At 59.6% G+C, this 17266-nt stretch carries 17 protein-coding genes; 13 read left to right on the top strand and 4 right to left on the bottom strand.

Features of this window, described 5'->3' with window-relative positions; translation table 11 throughout:
• The first annotated feature begins 45 nt into the window (after positions 1 to 45).
• The 3 genes from JNK74_03420 to nrdR all read left to right on the top strand — a co-directional run bounded on the left by JNK74_03420 (position 46) and on the right by nrdR (position 2870).
• A complete protein-coding gene (locus tag JNK74_03420) occupies positions 46 to 1272 on the top strand; it encodes an argininosuccinate synthase (protein MBL7645222.1) in 1227 nt (408 codons plus the stop codon).
• Between the two features lie 479 nt (positions 1273 to 1751).
• A complete protein-coding gene (rsmD, locus tag JNK74_03415) occupies positions 1752 to 2288 on the top strand; it encodes a 16S rRNA (guanine(966)-N(2))-methyltransferase RsmD (GenBank protein MBL7645221.1) in 537 nt (178 codons plus the stop codon).
• Positions 2289 to 2420: 132 nt separating this feature from the next.
• Entirely contained in the window at positions 2421 to 2870 is a 450-nt protein-coding gene (nrdR, locus tag JNK74_03410; GenBank protein MBL7645220.1) for a transcriptional repressor NrdR, read from the top strand.
• A 173-nt stretch (positions 2871 to 3043) separates the two neighbouring features.
• Here nrdR and JNK74_03405 read toward each other — a convergent pair whose 3' ends face one another.
• The gene (locus JNK74_03405) at positions 3044 to 4936 is read right to left on the bottom strand and encodes a potassium transporter Kup (protein MBL7645219.1); all 1893 of its coding nucleotides are present in this window, start codon (positions 4934 to 4936) and stop codon (positions 3044 to 3046) included.
• A 332-nt stretch (positions 4937 to 5268) separates the two neighbouring features.
• On the opposite strand from JNK74_03405, the gene JNK74_03400 reads away from it, so the two are divergent.
• The 7 genes from JNK74_03400 (at position 5269) to JNK74_03370 (ending at position 10612) form a co-directional block, all read left to right on the top strand.
• Complete coding sequence (locus tag JNK74_03400) at positions 5269 to 5967, top strand: pirin family protein (protein ID MBL7645218.1); 699 nt, start codon at positions 5269 to 5271, stop codon at positions 5965 to 5967.
• Between the two features lie 501 nt (positions 5968 to 6468).
• The gene (locus tag JNK74_03395; protein ID MBL7645217.1) at positions 6469 to 8031 is read left to right on the top strand and encodes a sodium/solute symporter; all 1563 of its coding nucleotides are present in this window, start codon (positions 6469 to 6471) and stop codon (positions 8029 to 8031) included.
• Positions 8031 to 8354, top strand: a complete 324-nt coding sequence (locus JNK74_03390) for a hypothetical protein (protein ID MBL7645216.1) — start codon at positions 8031 to 8033, stop codon at positions 8352 to 8354. Before JNK74_03395 ends, JNK74_03390 begins: the two co-directional genes overlap by 1 nt.
• Positions 8355 to 8366: 12 nt before the next feature.
• Positions 8367 to 8630, top strand: a complete 264-nt coding sequence (locus JNK74_03385; GenBank protein ID MBL7645215.1) for a hypothetical protein — start codon at positions 8367 to 8369, stop codon at positions 8628 to 8630.
• Entirely contained in the window at positions 8627 to 9196 is a 570-nt protein-coding gene (locus JNK74_03380) for a hypothetical protein (GenBank protein ID MBL7645214.1), read from the top strand. The genes JNK74_03385 and JNK74_03380 overlap by 4 nt, the downstream gene beginning before the upstream one ends.
• 156 nt (positions 9197 to 9352) lie before the next feature.
• Positions 9353 to 9952, top strand: a complete 600-nt coding sequence (locus tag JNK74_03375; protein MBL7645213.1) for a hypothetical protein — start codon at positions 9353 to 9355, stop codon at positions 9950 to 9952.
• Positions 9953 to 9979: 27 nt separating this feature from the next.
• A complete protein-coding gene (locus JNK74_03370) occupies positions 9980 to 10612 on the top strand; it encodes a hypothetical protein (protein ID MBL7645212.1) in 633 nt (210 codons plus the stop codon).
• A gap of 218 nt (positions 10613 to 10830) precedes the next feature.
• Here JNK74_03370 and JNK74_03365 read toward each other — a convergent pair whose 3' ends face one another.
• Both JNK74_03365 and JNK74_03360 read right to left on the bottom strand, forming a co-directional pair.
• Positions 10831 to 11334, bottom strand: a complete 504-nt coding sequence (locus tag JNK74_03365; protein MBL7645211.1) for a DinB family protein — start codon at positions 11332 to 11334, stop codon at positions 10831 to 10833.
• A gap of 33 nt (positions 11335 to 11367) precedes the next feature.
• The gene (locus JNK74_03360; protein ID MBL7645210.1) at positions 11368 to 11871 is read right to left on the bottom strand and encodes a DinB family protein; all 504 of its coding nucleotides are present in this window, start codon (positions 11869 to 11871) and stop codon (positions 11368 to 11370) included.
• Positions 11872 to 12150: 279 nt separating this feature from the next.
• On the opposite strand from JNK74_03360, the gene JNK74_03355 reads away from it, so the two are divergent.
• Positions 12151 to 13458, top strand: coding sequence for a neutral/alkaline non-lysosomal ceramidase N-terminal domain-containing protein (locus JNK74_03355; GenBank protein ID MBL7645209.1), 1308 nt, complete (start codon positions 12151 to 12153; stop codon positions 13456 to 13458).
• A gap of 72 nt (positions 13459 to 13530) precedes the next feature.
• Here JNK74_03355 and JNK74_03350 read toward each other — a convergent pair whose 3' ends face one another.
• Positions 13531 to 14784 carry a diaminopimelate decarboxylase gene (locus JNK74_03350; GenBank protein ID MBL7645208.1) on the bottom strand — a complete coding sequence of 418 codons (1254 nt, stop codon included), beginning with the start codon at positions 14782 to 14784 and terminating at the stop codon, positions 13531 to 13533.
• 321 nt (positions 14785 to 15105) lie between these two features.
• On the opposite strand from JNK74_03350, the gene JNK74_03345 reads away from it, so the two are divergent.
• Both JNK74_03345 and radA read left to right on the top strand, forming a co-directional pair.
• Complete coding sequence (locus JNK74_03345; protein ID MBL7645207.1) at positions 15106 to 15912, top strand: phosphodiester glycosidase family protein; 807 nt, start codon at positions 15106 to 15108, stop codon at positions 15910 to 15912.
• Positions 15905 to 17266, top strand: a complete 1362-nt coding sequence (gene radA / locus JNK74_03340) for a DNA repair protein RadA (protein ID MBL7645206.1) — start codon at positions 15905 to 15907, stop codon at positions 17264 to 17266. Before JNK74_03345 ends, radA begins: the two co-directional genes overlap by 8 nt.

Below are 17266 nucleotides of genomic sequence, written 5' to 3'. Positions count from 1 at the left end.
CATAAATTCTGGTTACCGATAAATAGACAAGGACCCCCAACCCCCATGGCAAAAGACATCAAGAAAATCGTACTGGCCTACTCCGGCGGCCTCGACACCTCTATTATTCTCAAGTGGCTTCAGGAAACCTATCAGGCGGACGTTGTGGCCTATATCGCCGATGTGGGCCAGGGCGAGGAGACCGAACCCGCGCGCGTGAAGGCGGTTGCCACCGGCGCCTCCGAAGTCTTCGTGAGCGACCTGAAGCGCGAGTTTGTTCGTGATTTCGTGTTCCCCACGATGCGATCCAACGCCATCTATGAAGGCACGTACCTGCTGGGCACGAGCGTGGCGCGTCCTGTCATCGCCAAGGAGCAAATTCGGATCCTGCGCGAGACCGGTGCGGACGCGGTGGCCCACGGCGCGACCGGCAAGGGCAACGATCAGGTTCGATTCGAGCTCACCTGTCTCGCCATGGAGCCCAGCGTTCGTATTATCGCCCCCTGGCGCGACCCGAAGTGGACGCTGAACAGCCGGGAAAAGATGGTGGCCTATGCGGAACAGCACGGCATTGACGTGCCGGCGTCCAAGCGCGAAAAAGCCCCCTACTCCATGGACCGCAATCTGCTTCACATCTCTTACGAGGGCGGCGTGCTGGAAGATCCATGGAACGAGCCGAGTGAAGACATGTTCCTGCTTTCGGTGGACCCGCGCCGTGCTCCCGACGAGCCCACCTACGTCGAAATCGATTTCGAGCAGGGTTATCCGGTCGCCGTGAACGGCGTGCGTATGGAGCCGGAAGTTCTGCTGGCGGAGCTCAACAAACTCGGAGGCGCGAATGGCGTCGGCCGTGTGGACCTGGTCGAGAACCGCTTCGTGGGCATGAAGTCCCGCGGCGTCTACGAGACGCCCGGCGGCACAATCCTGTATGCCGCGCACCGCGCCGTTGAATCGCTCACCATGGATCGCGAAGTCATGCTTCAGCGCGACCAGCTCTCCCCGAAGATCGCTCAGCTTATATACAACGGCTTCTGGTTCTCGCCCGAATTCGACGCGCTCCAGACTTTCGTAAACAAGAGCCAGGAGAACGTTACCGGCACAGCGCGCATCCGCCTCTACAAGGGAAATTGCACGGTCGTCGGCCGGAAGGCGCTGAAGTCGCTCTATGATGAGAAGATCACAACGTTTGAAGAAGACGAAGGCGCCTACAACCAGATGGACGCCACGGGTTTCATCAACTTGAACGCCCTCCGGCTTCGCGTGCGCAACCGCGCGGGGCTCTTCAACGACTGATCGGTTCGGTTTGTATACGCTATATGTTGTGCCCTCCCGGTGCCCGGACCGGGGGGGCTGTTTTTATGGCGAGCAGGGGCGCATTGAGGAGGGGAAGGGACCGGACGGGGGCAGAGAAAGGGTATTTTGGACATTAATTGATTTTCGAGCAGGCTTCATCCGCAAACCGGGGGGCGGGCTTTACCTTTTTATCCACAAGTTATCCACAGGTCTTTCCGCCGCGAATCCATTGCTGTAGTAGCGGAAAGAAACAGTTGTAAAGTGTTTGTTTAAAAGGCTTTGAGGTTGGTGCTAAAACGCCTCCATCGGATCGCCAATTCGTGTCGGAGCCCTCATAAGCCCAAGTAATTAACCATCTTCCGGACAGAATATTCAGCGGAGATGTGGATTGTATGTCGAAAGGTTTACGATGGTGGGGGAGGATAAATACGATAACGGCCGTGCCCGGCGGGGCATGCAACTGAGGAAAGGGACACAAGATGCGGATAATCGCGGGCACGATGCGGGGCCAACGGCTGGAGGCCCCCTCGGGGGACCGGGTTCGGCCTACGCTGGACCGGGTGCGGGAGTCGTTGTTCAACATTCTGGCGCCGCGCATGGAGGGTGCGACTTTTCTTGACCTCTATGCCGGCAGTGGCGCGAATGGCATCGAAGCGCTGAGCCGGGGCGCTTCCCGTGCGGTGTTCATCGATAATCATCCCGAGTCCGCGCGCTGTATCCGCAAGAATCTTGCGACAACCAAGTGTGAAGATCGTGGCGCCTGCATGAGTTACAGGCTTCCGGAGGACATTCGTCGGATTCCGGGGACCTTTTCGCTGATCTTTGCGGATCCTCCCTTCGACTTCACCGACTACGGGGCGCTCCTGGAGGGGATTTCGGCGGCGGACTTGCTGGCGCCGGGCGGTCAACTTATTGTGGAGCATGGCTTCAAGACAGACTTGCCAGAGACGGTGGGGCGATTTCAGCGGCTTCAGGAACGTCGATACGGGAAAACGGAGCTTACGTTTTACGCTTGACACTGTATATGGTATTTGCTACCCTCTCTACGATACAATATGTGGAGTGATTGCGGTTCCCTGGTGGCCCTGTGGGGTTACCCTGATGGCTTCGTCGCTGCGTAATGGACCTTGGAAGGTGGAAAAGCCAATATGCGTTGTCCCTTTTGTAATGATACCAACGGTCGTGTCGTAGACTCTCGATCATCCAAGGAAGGCGACGCGATACGCCGCCGCCGTGAATGCCTCAAGTGTGGTCGTCGATTTACCACCTATGAGCGCATTGAAGAAGTGGCGCAGATGGTCATCAAGAAGGATGGACGGCGCGAGAACTTTGATCGCTGGAAGCTCAAGAGCGGTATATTGAAGGCGGTGGAGAAGCGACCGATCGGCTTGGAGCAGGTGGACGCGCTCATCGATGAGGTCGAGCGCGAGCTTTTCAATTCGACCGATCATGAAGTCAACACCGACGCCGTGGGCGAGGCGGTGATGATCAAGCTGAAGAAGCTGGATGAAGTGGCCTACGTGCGCTTTGCGTCGGTCTATCGTCAATTCAAAGATCTGAACGAGTTTATGGGCGAGCTCAAGAGCATGTTGACCTGATACGATTTAAGAAGAGAAATGAGAAACGCGCCGTCTTTGATGGCGCGTTTTTTTTAAAGGCGGAAAGCGGGGGACGGTCCCGCACGCCCAGTACGATGCCCTCGGTTGGGCGGTCTGTATAAGCGAAGCGCTCTTTGCGGATTTGGAACGCGTGCGTGCAGGACAGTCCCCCGTTACAATTCGATTTGCACCCCCAGCTCCACAACCTGGTTGGGCGGAATGCCGTAGAAGGCCGTGGGTGCCTGGGCCAGGCGCGACATGGTGGCAAAGAGTTGTCCCCGCCAGCGTCTGAGGGAGGACTTCTCTCCTATTAGGATACTTTCCCGCCCCAGATAGAACCCGGTGGTGCGCCGGTCAAACTGGACTCCCTTCTTCGCGGCGAGGTCCAGAATATCGAAAACATGGGGGGATTCCATGAACCCGTAGTGGGCCGTGATGCTGAAAAAGCCATAACCGAGTTCCTGGACTTCCACACGCTCCTCGTCGGGTACATGGGAACGCTCTTCGATTACTATGGAGAGCACGACGGTCTTGTCGTGGACGATCTTGTTATATTTGAGGTTGTGTAGCAGCACCACGGGGGCGACATTCGGCGTGCCCGACATGAAGACGGCCGCGCCATCAACACTCTTGGGACGGTGTCCGTGCATGAAGACGCTTTCCACGAACTTGTCGATGGCCAGGGTACGGTTTTTGAAACGTTCCGACAGGGCCTTGCGCCCCATGCGCCAGGTGCCCATGACGGCGTAGATGAGCATGGCGGCGAGGAGCGGAAACCATCCGCCGTGGGGGACTTTGGTCATCGTGGCGACCCAGAAGGCGAAGTCAATGAGGATAAAGGGACCCGCAACACAAGCGATATGGAGGGGGGACCAGTTCCACCGTTCGCGCATGACGTACATGAGCAAGAGCGTGGTGATCAGCATGGTGGTTGTAACGGCGACGCCATAGGCCGCAGCCAGGTTGCTGGAGGAGCCGAAACCGAGGACGAGTCCGATAGTGGCGAGCATGAGCAGAAAATTGATCACGGGGACGTATATCTGACCAATTTCCGCGCTGGAAGTATGAAGGATGCGCATGCGCGGCAGGAACCCGAGCATGACGGCCTGTCGCGTGAGCGAAAATGCGCCGGTGATAATGGCCTGGGAAGCGATGATGGCGGCGAGGGTGGAAAGGACCACCATGGGATAGAGGAGGAAATCGGGGGTGAGGGCGTAGAATGGATTCGATATCTTCTCCGGTTGGTTCAGGAGCACGGCGCCCTGCCCGAAGTAGTTGAGCACGAGGGCGGGCATGGCAACGGCAATCCAGCCCAATTGAATGGGGACGCGACCGAAGTGGCCCATATCCGCATAGAGGGCTTCACCGCCGGTCACGGCCAGGAATACGGTGCCGAGAATCATGAGGCCGTGCAGGCCGTACTCGGAGATGAAGTGCAGGGCGTACCAGGGATTCAAGGCGAGGAGGACGCCGGGAGCGGAGACAATCGCGCGGGCGCCGAGGAGGCCGATAGCGGCAAACCACAGAAGGATGAAGGGACCGAAGAGCTTGCCGATGCGGGCGGTGCCATGGCGCTGAATCAGAAAGAGCCCGACGAGGATCACGATGGCGATGGGCACGATATAGGGTTCAAAGAGGTGGGTGGCCACTTCGAGTCCTTCGACCGCACTCAGAACCGTGATGGCGGGCGTGATGGTGCCGTCGCCGTAGAGAAGCGCGGCCCCGAAGATGCCCAGGGCAACAAGCACGGTCCGTTCCCCCAAGTTCGATTTCCCTTCGCGGCGGGATACGAGGGCCATGAGGGCGAGAATACCGCCCTCGCCGCCGTTGTCGGCCCGAAGTACATAGAGTACATACTTGATGGTTACGACGATAACCAGCGCCCAGAAGATCAGGGAGAGAACCCCGAGCACATTGCCGCTGGACACACCGAAGCCGTGGGGTCCGCCGAGGGCCTCTTTAATGGTGTAGAGCGGGCTGGTTCCGATGTCCCCGTAGACAACGCCGAGGGCGCCGAGGGTCAGGGGGAGGATGGAGTTGTGGTTATGGTGGTTGGAATGTTTCATGGCGCCTGAACAGGTTGGGAGGAGGTGTGACTCAGCTATCCGCTGTGACTTTCCGCTTGCCAGCGTGGCTTTCGCGCGGTTGGCGCGGTGCGCATTGATGGTTCTTCGGGCGGGACCGGCCCACACGAAATTGCGGGATGGTAGGTCCGTCGCGGTCCGCGAGTCAAATTAATTACCCCTGGGGCATATACTTGACACATAAAGGATTGTGTGGTACAACTACTTTGTCGCGGTGGTCCCCGGGCCGCCGCGATAAAACCGGGCAGTTAGTTGATATGTAAAGTATCGCCGTCGCGAAAACAACCCGCCGCCCAAATCAAGGAGGAAACACCATGCTCACTATCCGCCGCGCCAACGAAAGGGGCCATGCCGACCACGGCTGGCTCGATTCGCACCACACCTTCTCCTTCGCCAATTACTACGACCCGAAGCACATGGGCTTTCGCTCGCTCCGCGTGTTGAACGACGATATCATCCAGGGTGGGGGAGGTTTCCCCTTCCACGCCCACGACAACATGGAAATCTTCTCCTATGTGACCGAGGGCGCGCTGGAGCACAAGGACAGCATGGGTAATGGGTCCGTGCTGCGCCGGGGCGACGTGCAGTTGATGTCGGCTGGTACGGGTGTACAGCATTCGGAGTTCAACCATTTAAACGACGCGCCCACGCACCTCTACCAGATCTGGATCCGGCCCGCGCAGAAGGGGCTGGAGCCGAACTACCAGGAGCGGCACTACGCTGACGTGGAGCTGGCGGACCAACTCAAGGTGATCGTATCGCCCGACGGACGGGATGGCTCGCTGGTGATCCGGCAGGACGCCACGATCTATGCCGGTCGCCTGGCAGAGGGCACGACCGCAACGCTGGAGGTTGCCAGGGAGCGGCATATCTGGGTTCAGGTGCTCTCCGGTAGCGTGACGGTCGACGGCGAAGCGCTGGATGCGGGCGACGCCGCAGCGCGCGCCGAAGCGGGGCGCTTGGAGATCACGGCGTCAACGGATACCGAGGTGTTGGTGTTCGATTTGAACTAGCCTGTCGAATCGGGCCGCCGCGAAGGGAGCTTCGCGGCGGTCCGTAGGGGTTCGAGCGAACGCCTTGTCGGACTTGAACAGAGCCTTTGCAATTAACCGCTCGGAAGCTGGAATTTCGGCGTTAGACTCTTAAGTTGGCCGCAAAAGGGCGCAAAGCGCACAATGAAAAGAGTCTGCACTTTCGTCATGTGTTTCTGCGACCAACTGCTTTCCAGCACTCAATGCGGGAGTATTTCTCTTCTCTCTTCCTTCCGTGCCTTTCCGTGGTCAAGAAAATTGATTGACCACGGAAAGGCACGGAAATACAAGGAAGCTAAAGGGGATGCTCTACACGCGCATCGTCCAAACGACGGTGCGCTCCGCCCGACCGCGTAATGTTTGCCAAGCCAGATACGTGCCGGGCTTGAAGCGGGGCGGGTATTCTGCCATAATTCCGCCGTCATCAATTCTTATCTTTCCGTTCTCGGGAAACGGAGCCTTCATGATCGCGGAAAGGAAACCATGGAAGATTTTGTCCAACTCCACTTTATAGACTACGTCATCATCGGCGTCTATATGGTCGGCACCCTGGCCCTCGGCTTTTTCACCACGAAGTACATCGGGAACGCCGAGGATTTCTTTGTTTCGGGTAAGTCGCTCCCCTTCTGGGCCATCGGCTTCTCCATTGTCGTGAGCGACATCGGCGCGACGGACTTCGTGGCGGTGGCGGGCGCGGCCTTCCGACACGGCGTATCGGCGGCAAACTTCGACTGGATGGGCTCCATGCCCGCGATGGTGTTTGCGGCCTTCATATTCGTACCTTATTTCTGGCGCACGGGCGTGTTTACCATTCCCGAGTTCCTGGGCCGTCGCTACAACACCGCTGTGCAGTTCATTAACGCCACCATCTGGGCGGTCGTACTTTTCCTCGGCCTCGCCATCATGCTGTGGGTGACGGCGGACAAGCTTATGTACACGATCCTCGGCTGGGATCCGTGGTTCTGCGTGATTCTGATGGCCACGGTGACGGGTCTCTATACGTTCTCCGGTGGCATGACGGCAGTGGTCTTCACCGACGTCGTGCAGCTCATTGTGATGTATGTTGGCGGCCTCGGCCTGCTCGCCCTCTCCCTGTGGGAAGTGGGTGGCTGGGGCGAACTCCAAACGAAGATTCTGGCCAAAGGTCCCGAATTCCAGCATCACTTCACCATCCTGCTGCCCCACGATACCACAGGGCCCTTCCCATGGACGGGTATCGTATTCGGCCTGGGCATCGTGATGGCCGTGGCCTACATGAGCGGCAACCAGGTCATCGTCCAGCGCACCCTGGGCGCCCGCACCGAATGGGACGCCAAGGCGGGCATGTTGACCGGCGGCTTCCTGAAGGCCTTCATCCCGCTGATGGTGGCGCTGCCCGGCCTCTGCGCGCTGGTGCTGTTGCCCGAACTTACGATGGATGACGCGGACCGCGCGGTGCCCGCCATGATTCGCGAGCTGCTGCCGTCCGGCTTGCGCGGGCTGATGTTCGCCGCGCTGTTCGCCGCGCTCATGTCGAGTATTTCCGGCACACTCAATTCGGCGACGACCATCTTCATCACCGACATCTGGGGCCAGATCCGCAAGTGGAAAGGCAAACCCAACTACACCGAGCGCCAGGCGCTGAACATGGGCCGGGGCTTCACGGCGGCGATGATCATCATCTCGGCGGTGTTCTGCAAGGTGATTGCGGATCGCGACAGTATCTATGTGTTCTCGCAGACGATTTTGAGCATGTTCCAGGGTCCGTGCTTCGCCATCCTGCTGCTGGGGATCGTCTGGCCGCGCGCGAATCAGTGGGGCGGCCTCGCGGGCCTCGCACTCGGCGTGCCCTTCTGCTTCGTGCTGAACAACACCCCCGGGCTGTTCACATCGGAAAATCCCTTCCTGTTTGTCGCCTGGTGGTCGTTCATCTTCTCCATGATTGTCACCATCGTGGTGAGTCTGCTGACCCCGAAGGATCCCGAAGAAAAGCTTCGCGGTCTGACCTGGAGTTCCGTGGTACACAGTGACGAGGCGCAGGACGCACTTGAAGGGAGGAATTCCTGATGTTTGACGCAATCAACAATGCGGTCGCCGCCTTGTTTGGCGCCGTAGGCGCAGCCTTCACGAATCTTTGTAAGACGGTGTTTTACCCGGTCCTGATCAAGTTCTTCGGGCCGATCAATACCTTTCTTTCCGGCATCTATCAGCCCTGGGCCAATATCTTCGCCATTGGCTTCTTTGTCGGAACCATGATATGGGTGGGCTTTATCTTGAAAGAGTCCTACGTCAACGTGGGCCGTCCGGTGAAGGCGTGGTATACCGATCTCCGTATCTGGACCGCGTGCTCCATGTTGCCCCACATCTTCGTGTACTTCTACTTTTATTGAGGGAATTCGACCATGAGCAAGACCATCGAAAAAGTGGAACCGCGCCATACCGAAAATGAGATGCTGAAGCGGGACGGCGAGACGAGCATGGCCGTAGGGCTCTTCGTTCTGGCGATCGGGTTGCCTGTACTGATTGGCACCATTTGGGCGCTCGATAATCCTCGGGCCGCCATCGTTAACGCCATTTGCGGCGTTGTGCTGCTGGCCATTGGCGCCGGAGCAACCTGGTACGGCTGGGGGCTCTTCAAGCGCGCGGTCGCGAACGAGCGGGCGTGACCGGTAAATTTCTTCCGCCACGCATCGATCTGGAGCATGCCCGCACCAGCTTCCTGTGCCGAAAGACGAGCAACCTCTTCGGCCTGTTGCGGCGCAAGCCCGCGCGAGTGGACGAGTACGGCCAGGCGATCTCTCTGGAGCTAATCTGGATGCCCGCCCGGGCTTATCGCTTCGCCATGATTCACAAGGGCAAAGAAGTACACTCCTGGGTCACCGTGGACGCCAACTTCGGCGGCTTCGCCCTCCTGGGGCGGGTGAAGGAGCTGGTGGACGGCGACCCGGCGGAGGGCGACGTGCTCGACGCCACTTTGGACGAGGCGCGTACGGAAGAGCTCGCCCGGGAGGGCGTGGTGCGCTACATTCTTCGGACGCGGGGCGCGAAGCCGAGCGTGAACGACATCACGGATCGGTTTGCGTACCATGCGCCGGTCTGGGTGTACTACTTCCGCCGTGCGGGGAACAAGCTGGATCTCGCCGTGCTGGACGCCTACAGCGGCGACCCGATGGGGGGCCTGGTGAAACGGGCCATCCTGAACGCCTTCATCGCTCGAAGGGCGGGGAAGTAGCGCAATTTAAGTTCCGTCACCAGAGCGAGGCGCGTGTTGAAGCTTCGCGCCCCGTGCTTTGTTCTGGGCGGCTCCGCCACGCATTGAATATTTCCCTCAGACCCGTGGTATCCTGATTGTGGGCCGTGTACTCGGTTCAGGAAGCGCTAATCGGCTATGGTCGTCGCAACATGCGAGAGGGACGCCATGCAGACCTTCAGGATATCCAAGGTCCAGGAGCAGAGCTACTACGCGATTCGGATCTTCGGCATTGTTCATCTGGTAGCGGTGGTGGGCCTGGTGGTACTGCTTGATGGACCGTCGAACGGGCTGCGGGGGACATCCTGGTCTCTGATCGTGCTTCTTTTTTGCACCATCGCATTCCTGACGGTACGGATTTTTCAGGCGAGGGCGGGGCGGATTCACGGGCACTATGTGCTGACTAGCAATACGCTGGCTATTGTGCTGCCTGGGCAACCGCGCATGTTTGTGCATCGCAACGAATGCACGGGGGTGCTGCCGGGGTCTTGGAAGTTGGTGCTTCGGAATGGAGGACACCTGCCGCTGGGTTCGGTGAGTGCGAAACCGTATCTGAAGGACCTCGTTTCGGGACTGTGCAAAGCCTGGTGGCCGGGTTTTTATGGGACGCCGCTCTGGAGGGGGATTGTGGAAGGCGATCCGGAAGGAACACTTGACCTGATGGTGGATTTATACGGGCGGCCTGATGGGCGCGATCCGCTTCTCGTCTATACCGCAGGCAGATCACACTCGGTCTGACAAATTCTTTCCCTCGCGGTTTGCGCGTTGATTGGTGCCGGATTTGTATTGCTTGTCGTCCAATACTGGGGAGAAATCGTTTCAGGGTATATTTCAGAGGGCGACATGACCGCGCAAATGCTTGCCGTGTTCTGCAGCGCAAGTGGAGTGTTTGCGTCCACGGGGGCGTTGGTCTATATCGTGCGACAGACTTACTTTCAAGACCCAATCAAACTTGCATTTGTGATCTCCCGCCGGAGTTTAGCGATCCTTCACAGTGGAGGGCAGAGGGTCTTTCTTCACTCGGATTCCCTGCAATACTTCAATCGATTGAGTGGACAACTCTACTTTCGCGATGGGGCCAAGCTGATTGTGGCGCCCTACCGATTTGGCAGTCCGTACAACGGTATGCTTCGGCTCCTCCTGACCTCCTGGCGCCCTGAGCGTGGCACACTACCGGAGCACATCTACGGAACGGGCTCCAATCGACTGCTGGGTGTTTTGCTCGGCTGGTTATGCACGTGTAGTTTGCTGAGTTCGTCTATGGTTTTGAGTTGCGGTATCCTGCTCATTTACATGCTTGATTTCATGACAAAACTGTCTGAGCGTATCGATGTTTCTTTACCGACGCCGGGCTCGTCGACGAATCCTGTGGTGAGCGATTTTCATACGCCGGGGTAGGGACAGACGCGCGTTGGGTGGAGCGGTCATGAAGACAAGATTCAAAGAGAACAAGGAAACGATTTTCTTTGTGCTCTTTGCGTTTTCTTGGGGCGAGAAAAAACGCGGGACGGTCCCGCACGCGTGGCGGCCTTCTACGCGTTGACGATTGCTGATGTGGGGCATCGGCGCGGTGCGTTGTTGGCGTGGCCTTGCGTGCAGGACGGTCCCGTCGCGGGTCAATTCAGTTTGGCGAGGAGGCCGATCTGGCCACGATGGTAGGCGTCGTGGCTGACCATGAAGCCGAGGGTCACTTCGACGGAGGAGAAGTAGTCGCGCAGGCGGTCGGGCATTTTGCTGGAGAGTTGATTGGGCAGGGCGTTGTCGTCGAGCTTCGAGAGCCCCGCGATGGCCGCGTCAAAGACCTTGTTGTAGAGCGCGATGATCTCGTCCCAGGCAGGGTATTCGTCCTGGTTTTCCGTTGGGGCTTTTCCACCGGCGAAGTCGGGGGCGAAGGTGTTGCCCTGCTCTTTGGTGAGGAGGGAGTCGCCTTCGAGGATGAACATGACCACGAGGACGTTCATGGTGTTGGCCAGGTGGCCGACGAGCCAGGCGGGTGTGGCCTTGCCTTCCTGGAGTTGCTTGAATCGCTTGCCCTCGGGCACGCCTTCGGCAACCTGAAGCGTGTGTTTGCGGGCGCCCTCGAGCATTTCGGTGTAGAGCTGAATCTTCGTGTTGGACATGTGATTTCCTTGCGTTGATTTCGTTGCGGGGAATCAGTTCAGTTTGCTGAGCAGGCCGATTTGTCCCCGGTGGTAGGCGTCGTGGTTGATGACCCGCTGGAGGGCGGCCCCAATGGTGGGGAACAGTTCGCGGTAGGCGGGCGTCATTTCGCCGGGCAGGGGCTTGTCCCAATCCGTGTCGGCGAGCGCGCTTAATTTTTCAATCGCCTGTGCGCTGGCGGTCTCGTAGAGGGCGACGACCGCGTCCCAAGCGGGGTAATCCTCTGGATTGCTGGTCGGGGGTGTGCCGCCCGCCATGGAGGGGGCGAATCGCTGGCGATCCTCGTCGCTCAGGACCTGGGACTCCTGCAGCATGTATTCGAGGATGACGCGGTCCATCGTGCGCGAGAGATGGCCGAGGAGCCAGATGGGCGTGGCCTTTTCCGCCTGAAGCTGTTTAAATCGATGGGATTCGGGCACATCGTGGGCGGCTTTGAGGGTTTGCGCCCGTGCTTGTTTGAGCAACTCGATAAGAACGGACATTTTGGGGTTGTTCATGGGGTGATCTCCTTCGAAAGTACGCCGTGGCATGCGCACTTAGGATACATTCCGGCGCGGGGGGAAGTGAAGTCAGGGGGGCGAAGGCTGTAGGCTGTAGGCTGGATGGGTCTTATGGGTCTTATGGGGTGGATTGATTGAAGAGGCCCTTTGGATAGGGCCTGCTCATGGGGTATGCTTCTGGGCATGAAAAACTATCTTCAATTTCGACTCTCATATGTGTTTTTTGTCTTGGCTTTTTTGGTGCCTGTCTCCAGTGCATCCGCGTGGCGGGCGGGCGTGGCTTCGGTCGTTATCACGCCCGACCTCCCCGTGCCGCTCGTAGGTTATGGCGGTCGGGACAAACCCTTCCAGGGGGTGGACATCGACATCTTCGTGAAGGCGCTGGCGTTTGAGGATGATGCTGGTGAGCGGGGCGTGATCATCACGGGCGATCTGGTGGGCTTTCAGGCGATCTTTTTTGAAGATTCCTGCAAGCGGATCATGGAGGAATCCGGGTTGACCCGCGCGCAGATCATGTTGAATGCGTCCCACAACCACACGGGGCCCTTGATGAGCCTGAATCCCGATGTGAACGGGAATGTGGCTTATGCACCGTTTTCGGATGCTGCGTCTGCGGAGAACGTGGTGAAGTACACCCGCGTGTTGCAGCAGAAGGTGGTCACAGTCGCGCTGGAAGCTCTGGAGCGTCTTGCGCCTGCGATGCTGGCCTGGGGCGTGGACCGGGTGGAGTTTCCCATGAACCGTCGCGAGGTGACGCCCGAGGGCGTGTGGATGAAGCCCAACCCGAATGGCCCGACGGACAAGCGCGTGCCCGTGCTGCGCGTGACGTCGCCCGAAGGCCAGACGCGCGCGCTGCTCATCGGCTGCGCCTGCCATAACACGGGCTTCACCGGGGACAACAATATCATCACAGGCGACTACGCGGGCTATGCGCAGGAATATCTGGAGCAGCAGTTCCCCGGGTCCACGGTGCTCTTCGCATCGGGCTGCGGGGCGGATGCGAATCCCGAGCCGCGAAGCGATATTCCCGGTGTGCGCAAACTGGGGAGAGACCTGGGTGAGGCGGTGGAGCGTGCGCTGGCGAAGGATGTGCGAACGATCGAGGGCAAGCTCCGCTTCGTGTATGAAATGACGCCGCTGCCCCTGAAGAAACTGACCGTGGAGGAATTGCAGCCCTATGCGGCGCGCAAGACCACGGAAAACCTCATGGCCAAGCACATGATCAGCGTGCTGGAAGCAGGCGGGACCTTGCCGGCGTACTACGATGCGCCCATCGCCGTATGGGCCTTTGGCGACGATCTCACGCTGGTGGGCCTGCCGAGCGAGAGCGTGGCGGAGTATGCCAATCGGCTCTACGCTGATTTGCCCAATGCGCCGCTCTGGGTATCGGCCTATGCGAATGACTTCTTCGGGTATGTGCCCAGCGCGCAGATCGTGCGCGAGGGGGGACACGAGACCATCGGCGTGACCACTTACCTCTGGGGCAAAGACTTGAGCACCCGTGCGGGCTTCTTTTCAGAGGATGTGGAGCGGGTGATGCTGGAGACCACGAAGCGGCTGATTGGGGAGGTGGCGGGGGAGTAGATCGGACCGATCGGACGGATGAGACGGATAGGGCCGATTTGATTCGGCAATCGGTCCTATCCGTCCTGTCCCTCAAACCACCTCATTCGCCCAGACTTGTTCCGGTTCCTGGCGCTTGCGGATGAGCTTCACGCTTCCGTCGAGGGCGCGCAGGGTCTCGGCGCATTCGGGGAAGCTGTTGTAATTCTTCGAAGCCATGCCCGCACAGTAGGCGCCAGCGCCTTCAATCACAAGATAGTCCCCAAGTCTCGCTTCGGTGAGCTCCCGCGCCAGCAGTCCTTCTGGGTTGCCGGGTTCGGGCGTGAGGATGTCGCCGCTCTCGCAGCAGTGGCCGGAGATGAGGTACTGGCCGTGACCGCGCTCGCCTTCGTCTTTCGGCACCACCACGATGGGGTGCTGGGCTCCGTACATGGCGGGGCGAACGATTTCCGTCATGCCCGCGTCGATCTTGAGGAAGGTGTTGCCTTCCGCGCCTGTGTCCACGATATCCATGATGGTGCAGATCAGGGCGCCGGCATTGGCGACGAGATAGGTGCCCGGTTCCACTTCGAGGTGGAGCTTGCGCCCGTGGGTTTCGGCAAAGGCCAGGAAGTCGTGCTTTACGCGGTCGCCGATGACTTGCAAGTCGGCTGAGATCTCGCCCGCCATTCGGCCCACCTTAAAGCCGCCCCCCAGGCTGAGTCGCGTGACCTCGGGCAATTGCTCCACAATGCCCAACGAGAGGCCCGCGCAATGGGCCCAGGTGTCGGGGTCGGATCCCGAGCCGATGTGGGTGTGCATGCCGGTGATGCGAACGCCGCTGGCCGCCGCGATGGCCTTCACCTCGTCAAGGTGCTCATGCCAGATGCCAAAGCTGGAGGAGGGACCGCCGACATTGGTGCGGTTGCTGTGTCCCGAACCGAGCCCGGGGTTGATGCGCACGGATACCTCGGCGCCGGGGAAAAGCTCGCCGTAGGCGCGGAGCTGGTTCATGGAGCAGGCGTTGAAGAGACAGCCCTTCTCAATGAGGGACTTCAGATTCCGGGGCAGTTCCTGGGCCGTGATTTGGATGCGATCAGGGGCGACCCCGGCGCGAATAGCCCGCTCCGCCTCATAGCCGCTGCTGGCGTCGATGTTCAGCCCGGCATCGGTGAGCACCCGCACAACGGCGGCGGTGGGCAGGGCCTTCATGGCATAGCGTGCGGTGAGTCCGAAAGCGTTGGGAAAGGCGAGTACTTCGGCGGCGCGCTGGCGCAGGGTGGCTTCGTTGTAGACATAGAAGGGGGTACCGAATTCGGCGGCCAGGCGCCGGACTTGATCGGCGGAGAGAAAACGAAGGGATTCCATGGGCGGACTAATCCTTGGCGTCGTTAAGAGCGGGGTGATCAGGGTCGTTGCACTGGGCGGCGCAGACTGAGGTTGGCTTGCCCGAAAGGCGGATTTTATCAACTCGTCGTATGGCATTGCACGCTTTGCCCGGAACCTATGCGCATGTTGATGGATAGAAGGTGCGATGGGGCTTGCTGTCGAGCCCAAAACGAATTGAGGATGCTTCGGGCGGCTTTTTCGGTTGCCCTCACCCCTTCGTGTGTGTTACGCTTATCACACGGTAGATAAAGGACTTAGGCGGCTCCTGGCGTGGAGTCTGAACCCTTGAATTGATCGAAAATGCCCCTTCCTCACACCTTATTCCTGGCCTTGGCCTGTGTCGCTGTTCTTGCGAGCACGGGTGCCGCCGGGGGCGAGGAGCCCGTCACCGATGGCGGACTCACGCTGGAGAATAAGAGCTTCCACGATTTGCCTTTTACCGTGGCGCGCATCAAACTTGGAGAAGAGTCGCTCCAGCTTTTCTGGAAGCGGTCGGACGGCAGGGCGTATCAGAATTTTCACGGCCTGCGGGATGAGCTTAAGGCGCAGGGTCGAGAATTGGTGCTGGCGACCAATGCTGGCATCTACGCGGAAGATCGGACGCCCCTTGGCCTCCATGTGGAGCAGTCGGTGGAGTTGCGCGCGTTAAACCTGCACAAGGGCAGCCAGAGCAATTTTGCGCTGAAGCCGAACGGTGTGTTTTACGTGGACAAGAGCGGCGCCCGCATTCTCACGACGGAAGCCTATCAGGTGGCGATGCCCGCGCCCATACTGGCGACCCAATCGGGACCGCTGCTGGTGATAGATGGCGCCCTCCATCCCAAATTCAAGGCGGATTCCCTTAGTCTTCATCTGCGCAACGGTATCGGGGTACTATCGCCGACGGAAGTCGCAATCGTGATTTCCAACTGGCCCGTAAATCTTCACACCTTTGCGAGTTTCTTCAGCGAAGTGCTGGGCTGCCGGAACGCTTTATATCTGGATGGTTCACTTTCGGGACTTTACGCACCTGCCATCGACCGCGACGGCGCGGGCCTCGAATACGTGGGAATACTGGCCGTGACGCGACCCGCGAAAGCGACTGCGGGGGAGGTCGCCGGTGAGTAAGGAGAAAAGCCACTTCGTTTGCCAGTCCTGCGGCGCCGTGACGGCCCGATGGATGGGTAAGTGTCCAGAGTGTGCGGAGTGGAATACGCTGGTGGAGGAGGTGATCCCCGAGACGGGGGCCCACGAGCGGCCGAGTATCGTTTCCCACAGCAAGCCTATTCCCGTGACCGATGGCACGCACCCGCCGCCCGCACGCATTCCCACGGGGCTTTCCGAGTGCGATCGGGTTCTCGGCGGCGGTATCGTGCCCGGCTCACTCACGCTGGTGGGCGGCGATCCAGGAATCGGCAAGTCCACGCTGATGCTCCAGCTCTCCCAGTACCTCGCGGCGAATGCGGGCAAGGTGCTGTATGTCTCCGGCGAAGAGTCCTTCAGTCAGGCTCAGCTTCGCGCGAACCGGCTGAAATCGGTGCATGACCGGCTTTTCATCTACACTGAGACTTCGGTGAGCAGTATCGCCAAGGAGATACAGAAGGGTGGCTACGCCTTTGTGGTCATCGACTCGATCCAGTCAGTCTACAGCAGCCAGCTCTCCGGGGTGCCCGGCTCCTTGAGCCAGGTGCGCGAGTGCGCCAACGAGTTCCTGCGGCTGGCGAAAGGCCGCAATGTCCCCATTTTTCTCGTGGGCCACGTTACCAAGGACGGCACGATCGCCGGGCCGCGCCTGCTGGAGCATTTGGTGGACACCGTGCTTTACTTCGAGGGCGAAGGACGCCAGGCGCTGCGCATCCTTCGGGGGGTGAAGAACCGCTTCGGCTCGACCAACGAGATTGGCGTGTTTGAGATGCGCGAGAGTGGGCTGCACCCGGTGCCGAACCCCAGTGCGCTGTTCCTCAGCGAGCGGCCCAAGGGGGTGAGCGGTTCAATTGTGATTCCGAGCGTGGAGGGCACGCGGCCACTGCTGGTGGAGGTGCAGGCGCTGGTGGGGGACAGCCACGCGGGCTCGCCGCGCCGGACGGTCACGGGGGTCAATCCGAATCGGGTTAATTTACTGTTGGCGGTGCTGGAGAAGCGGGCGGGGCTACATTTCTCGGACCGGGATGTATTTGTGAATGTCGCGGGCGGCGTGAAGCTGGACGAACCGGCGACGGATCTGGCGGTGGCGCTGGCGCTGGTGTCGAGTTTTCGGAATGTGCCCCTGCCCGAAACCCTGGCCGCCTTTGGCGAGGTGGGGCTGGCGGGGGAGGTGCGCGCGGTGGACATGGCCCAGCAACGGGTATCGGAGGCGGAAAAGTTTGGATTTAATCAGTGTATTTTGCCTCGCGGATGTGCTAGAAACATAGTCGCGGGTGGTGTGCGAATACACCCCGTGGGTGACTTGGAAACCGCGTTGGAAATGGCATTGGAGGCTTGA

The organism is Candidatus Hydrogenedentota bacterium, from assembly GCA_016791475.1.
GTDB lineage: Bacteria > Hydrogenedentota > Hydrogenedentia > Hydrogenedentales > JAEUWI01 > JAEUWI01.
The sequence above is the reverse complement of the archived record's forward strand: the minus strand, read 5'-3'. Positions and strand labels throughout refer to the sequence as shown.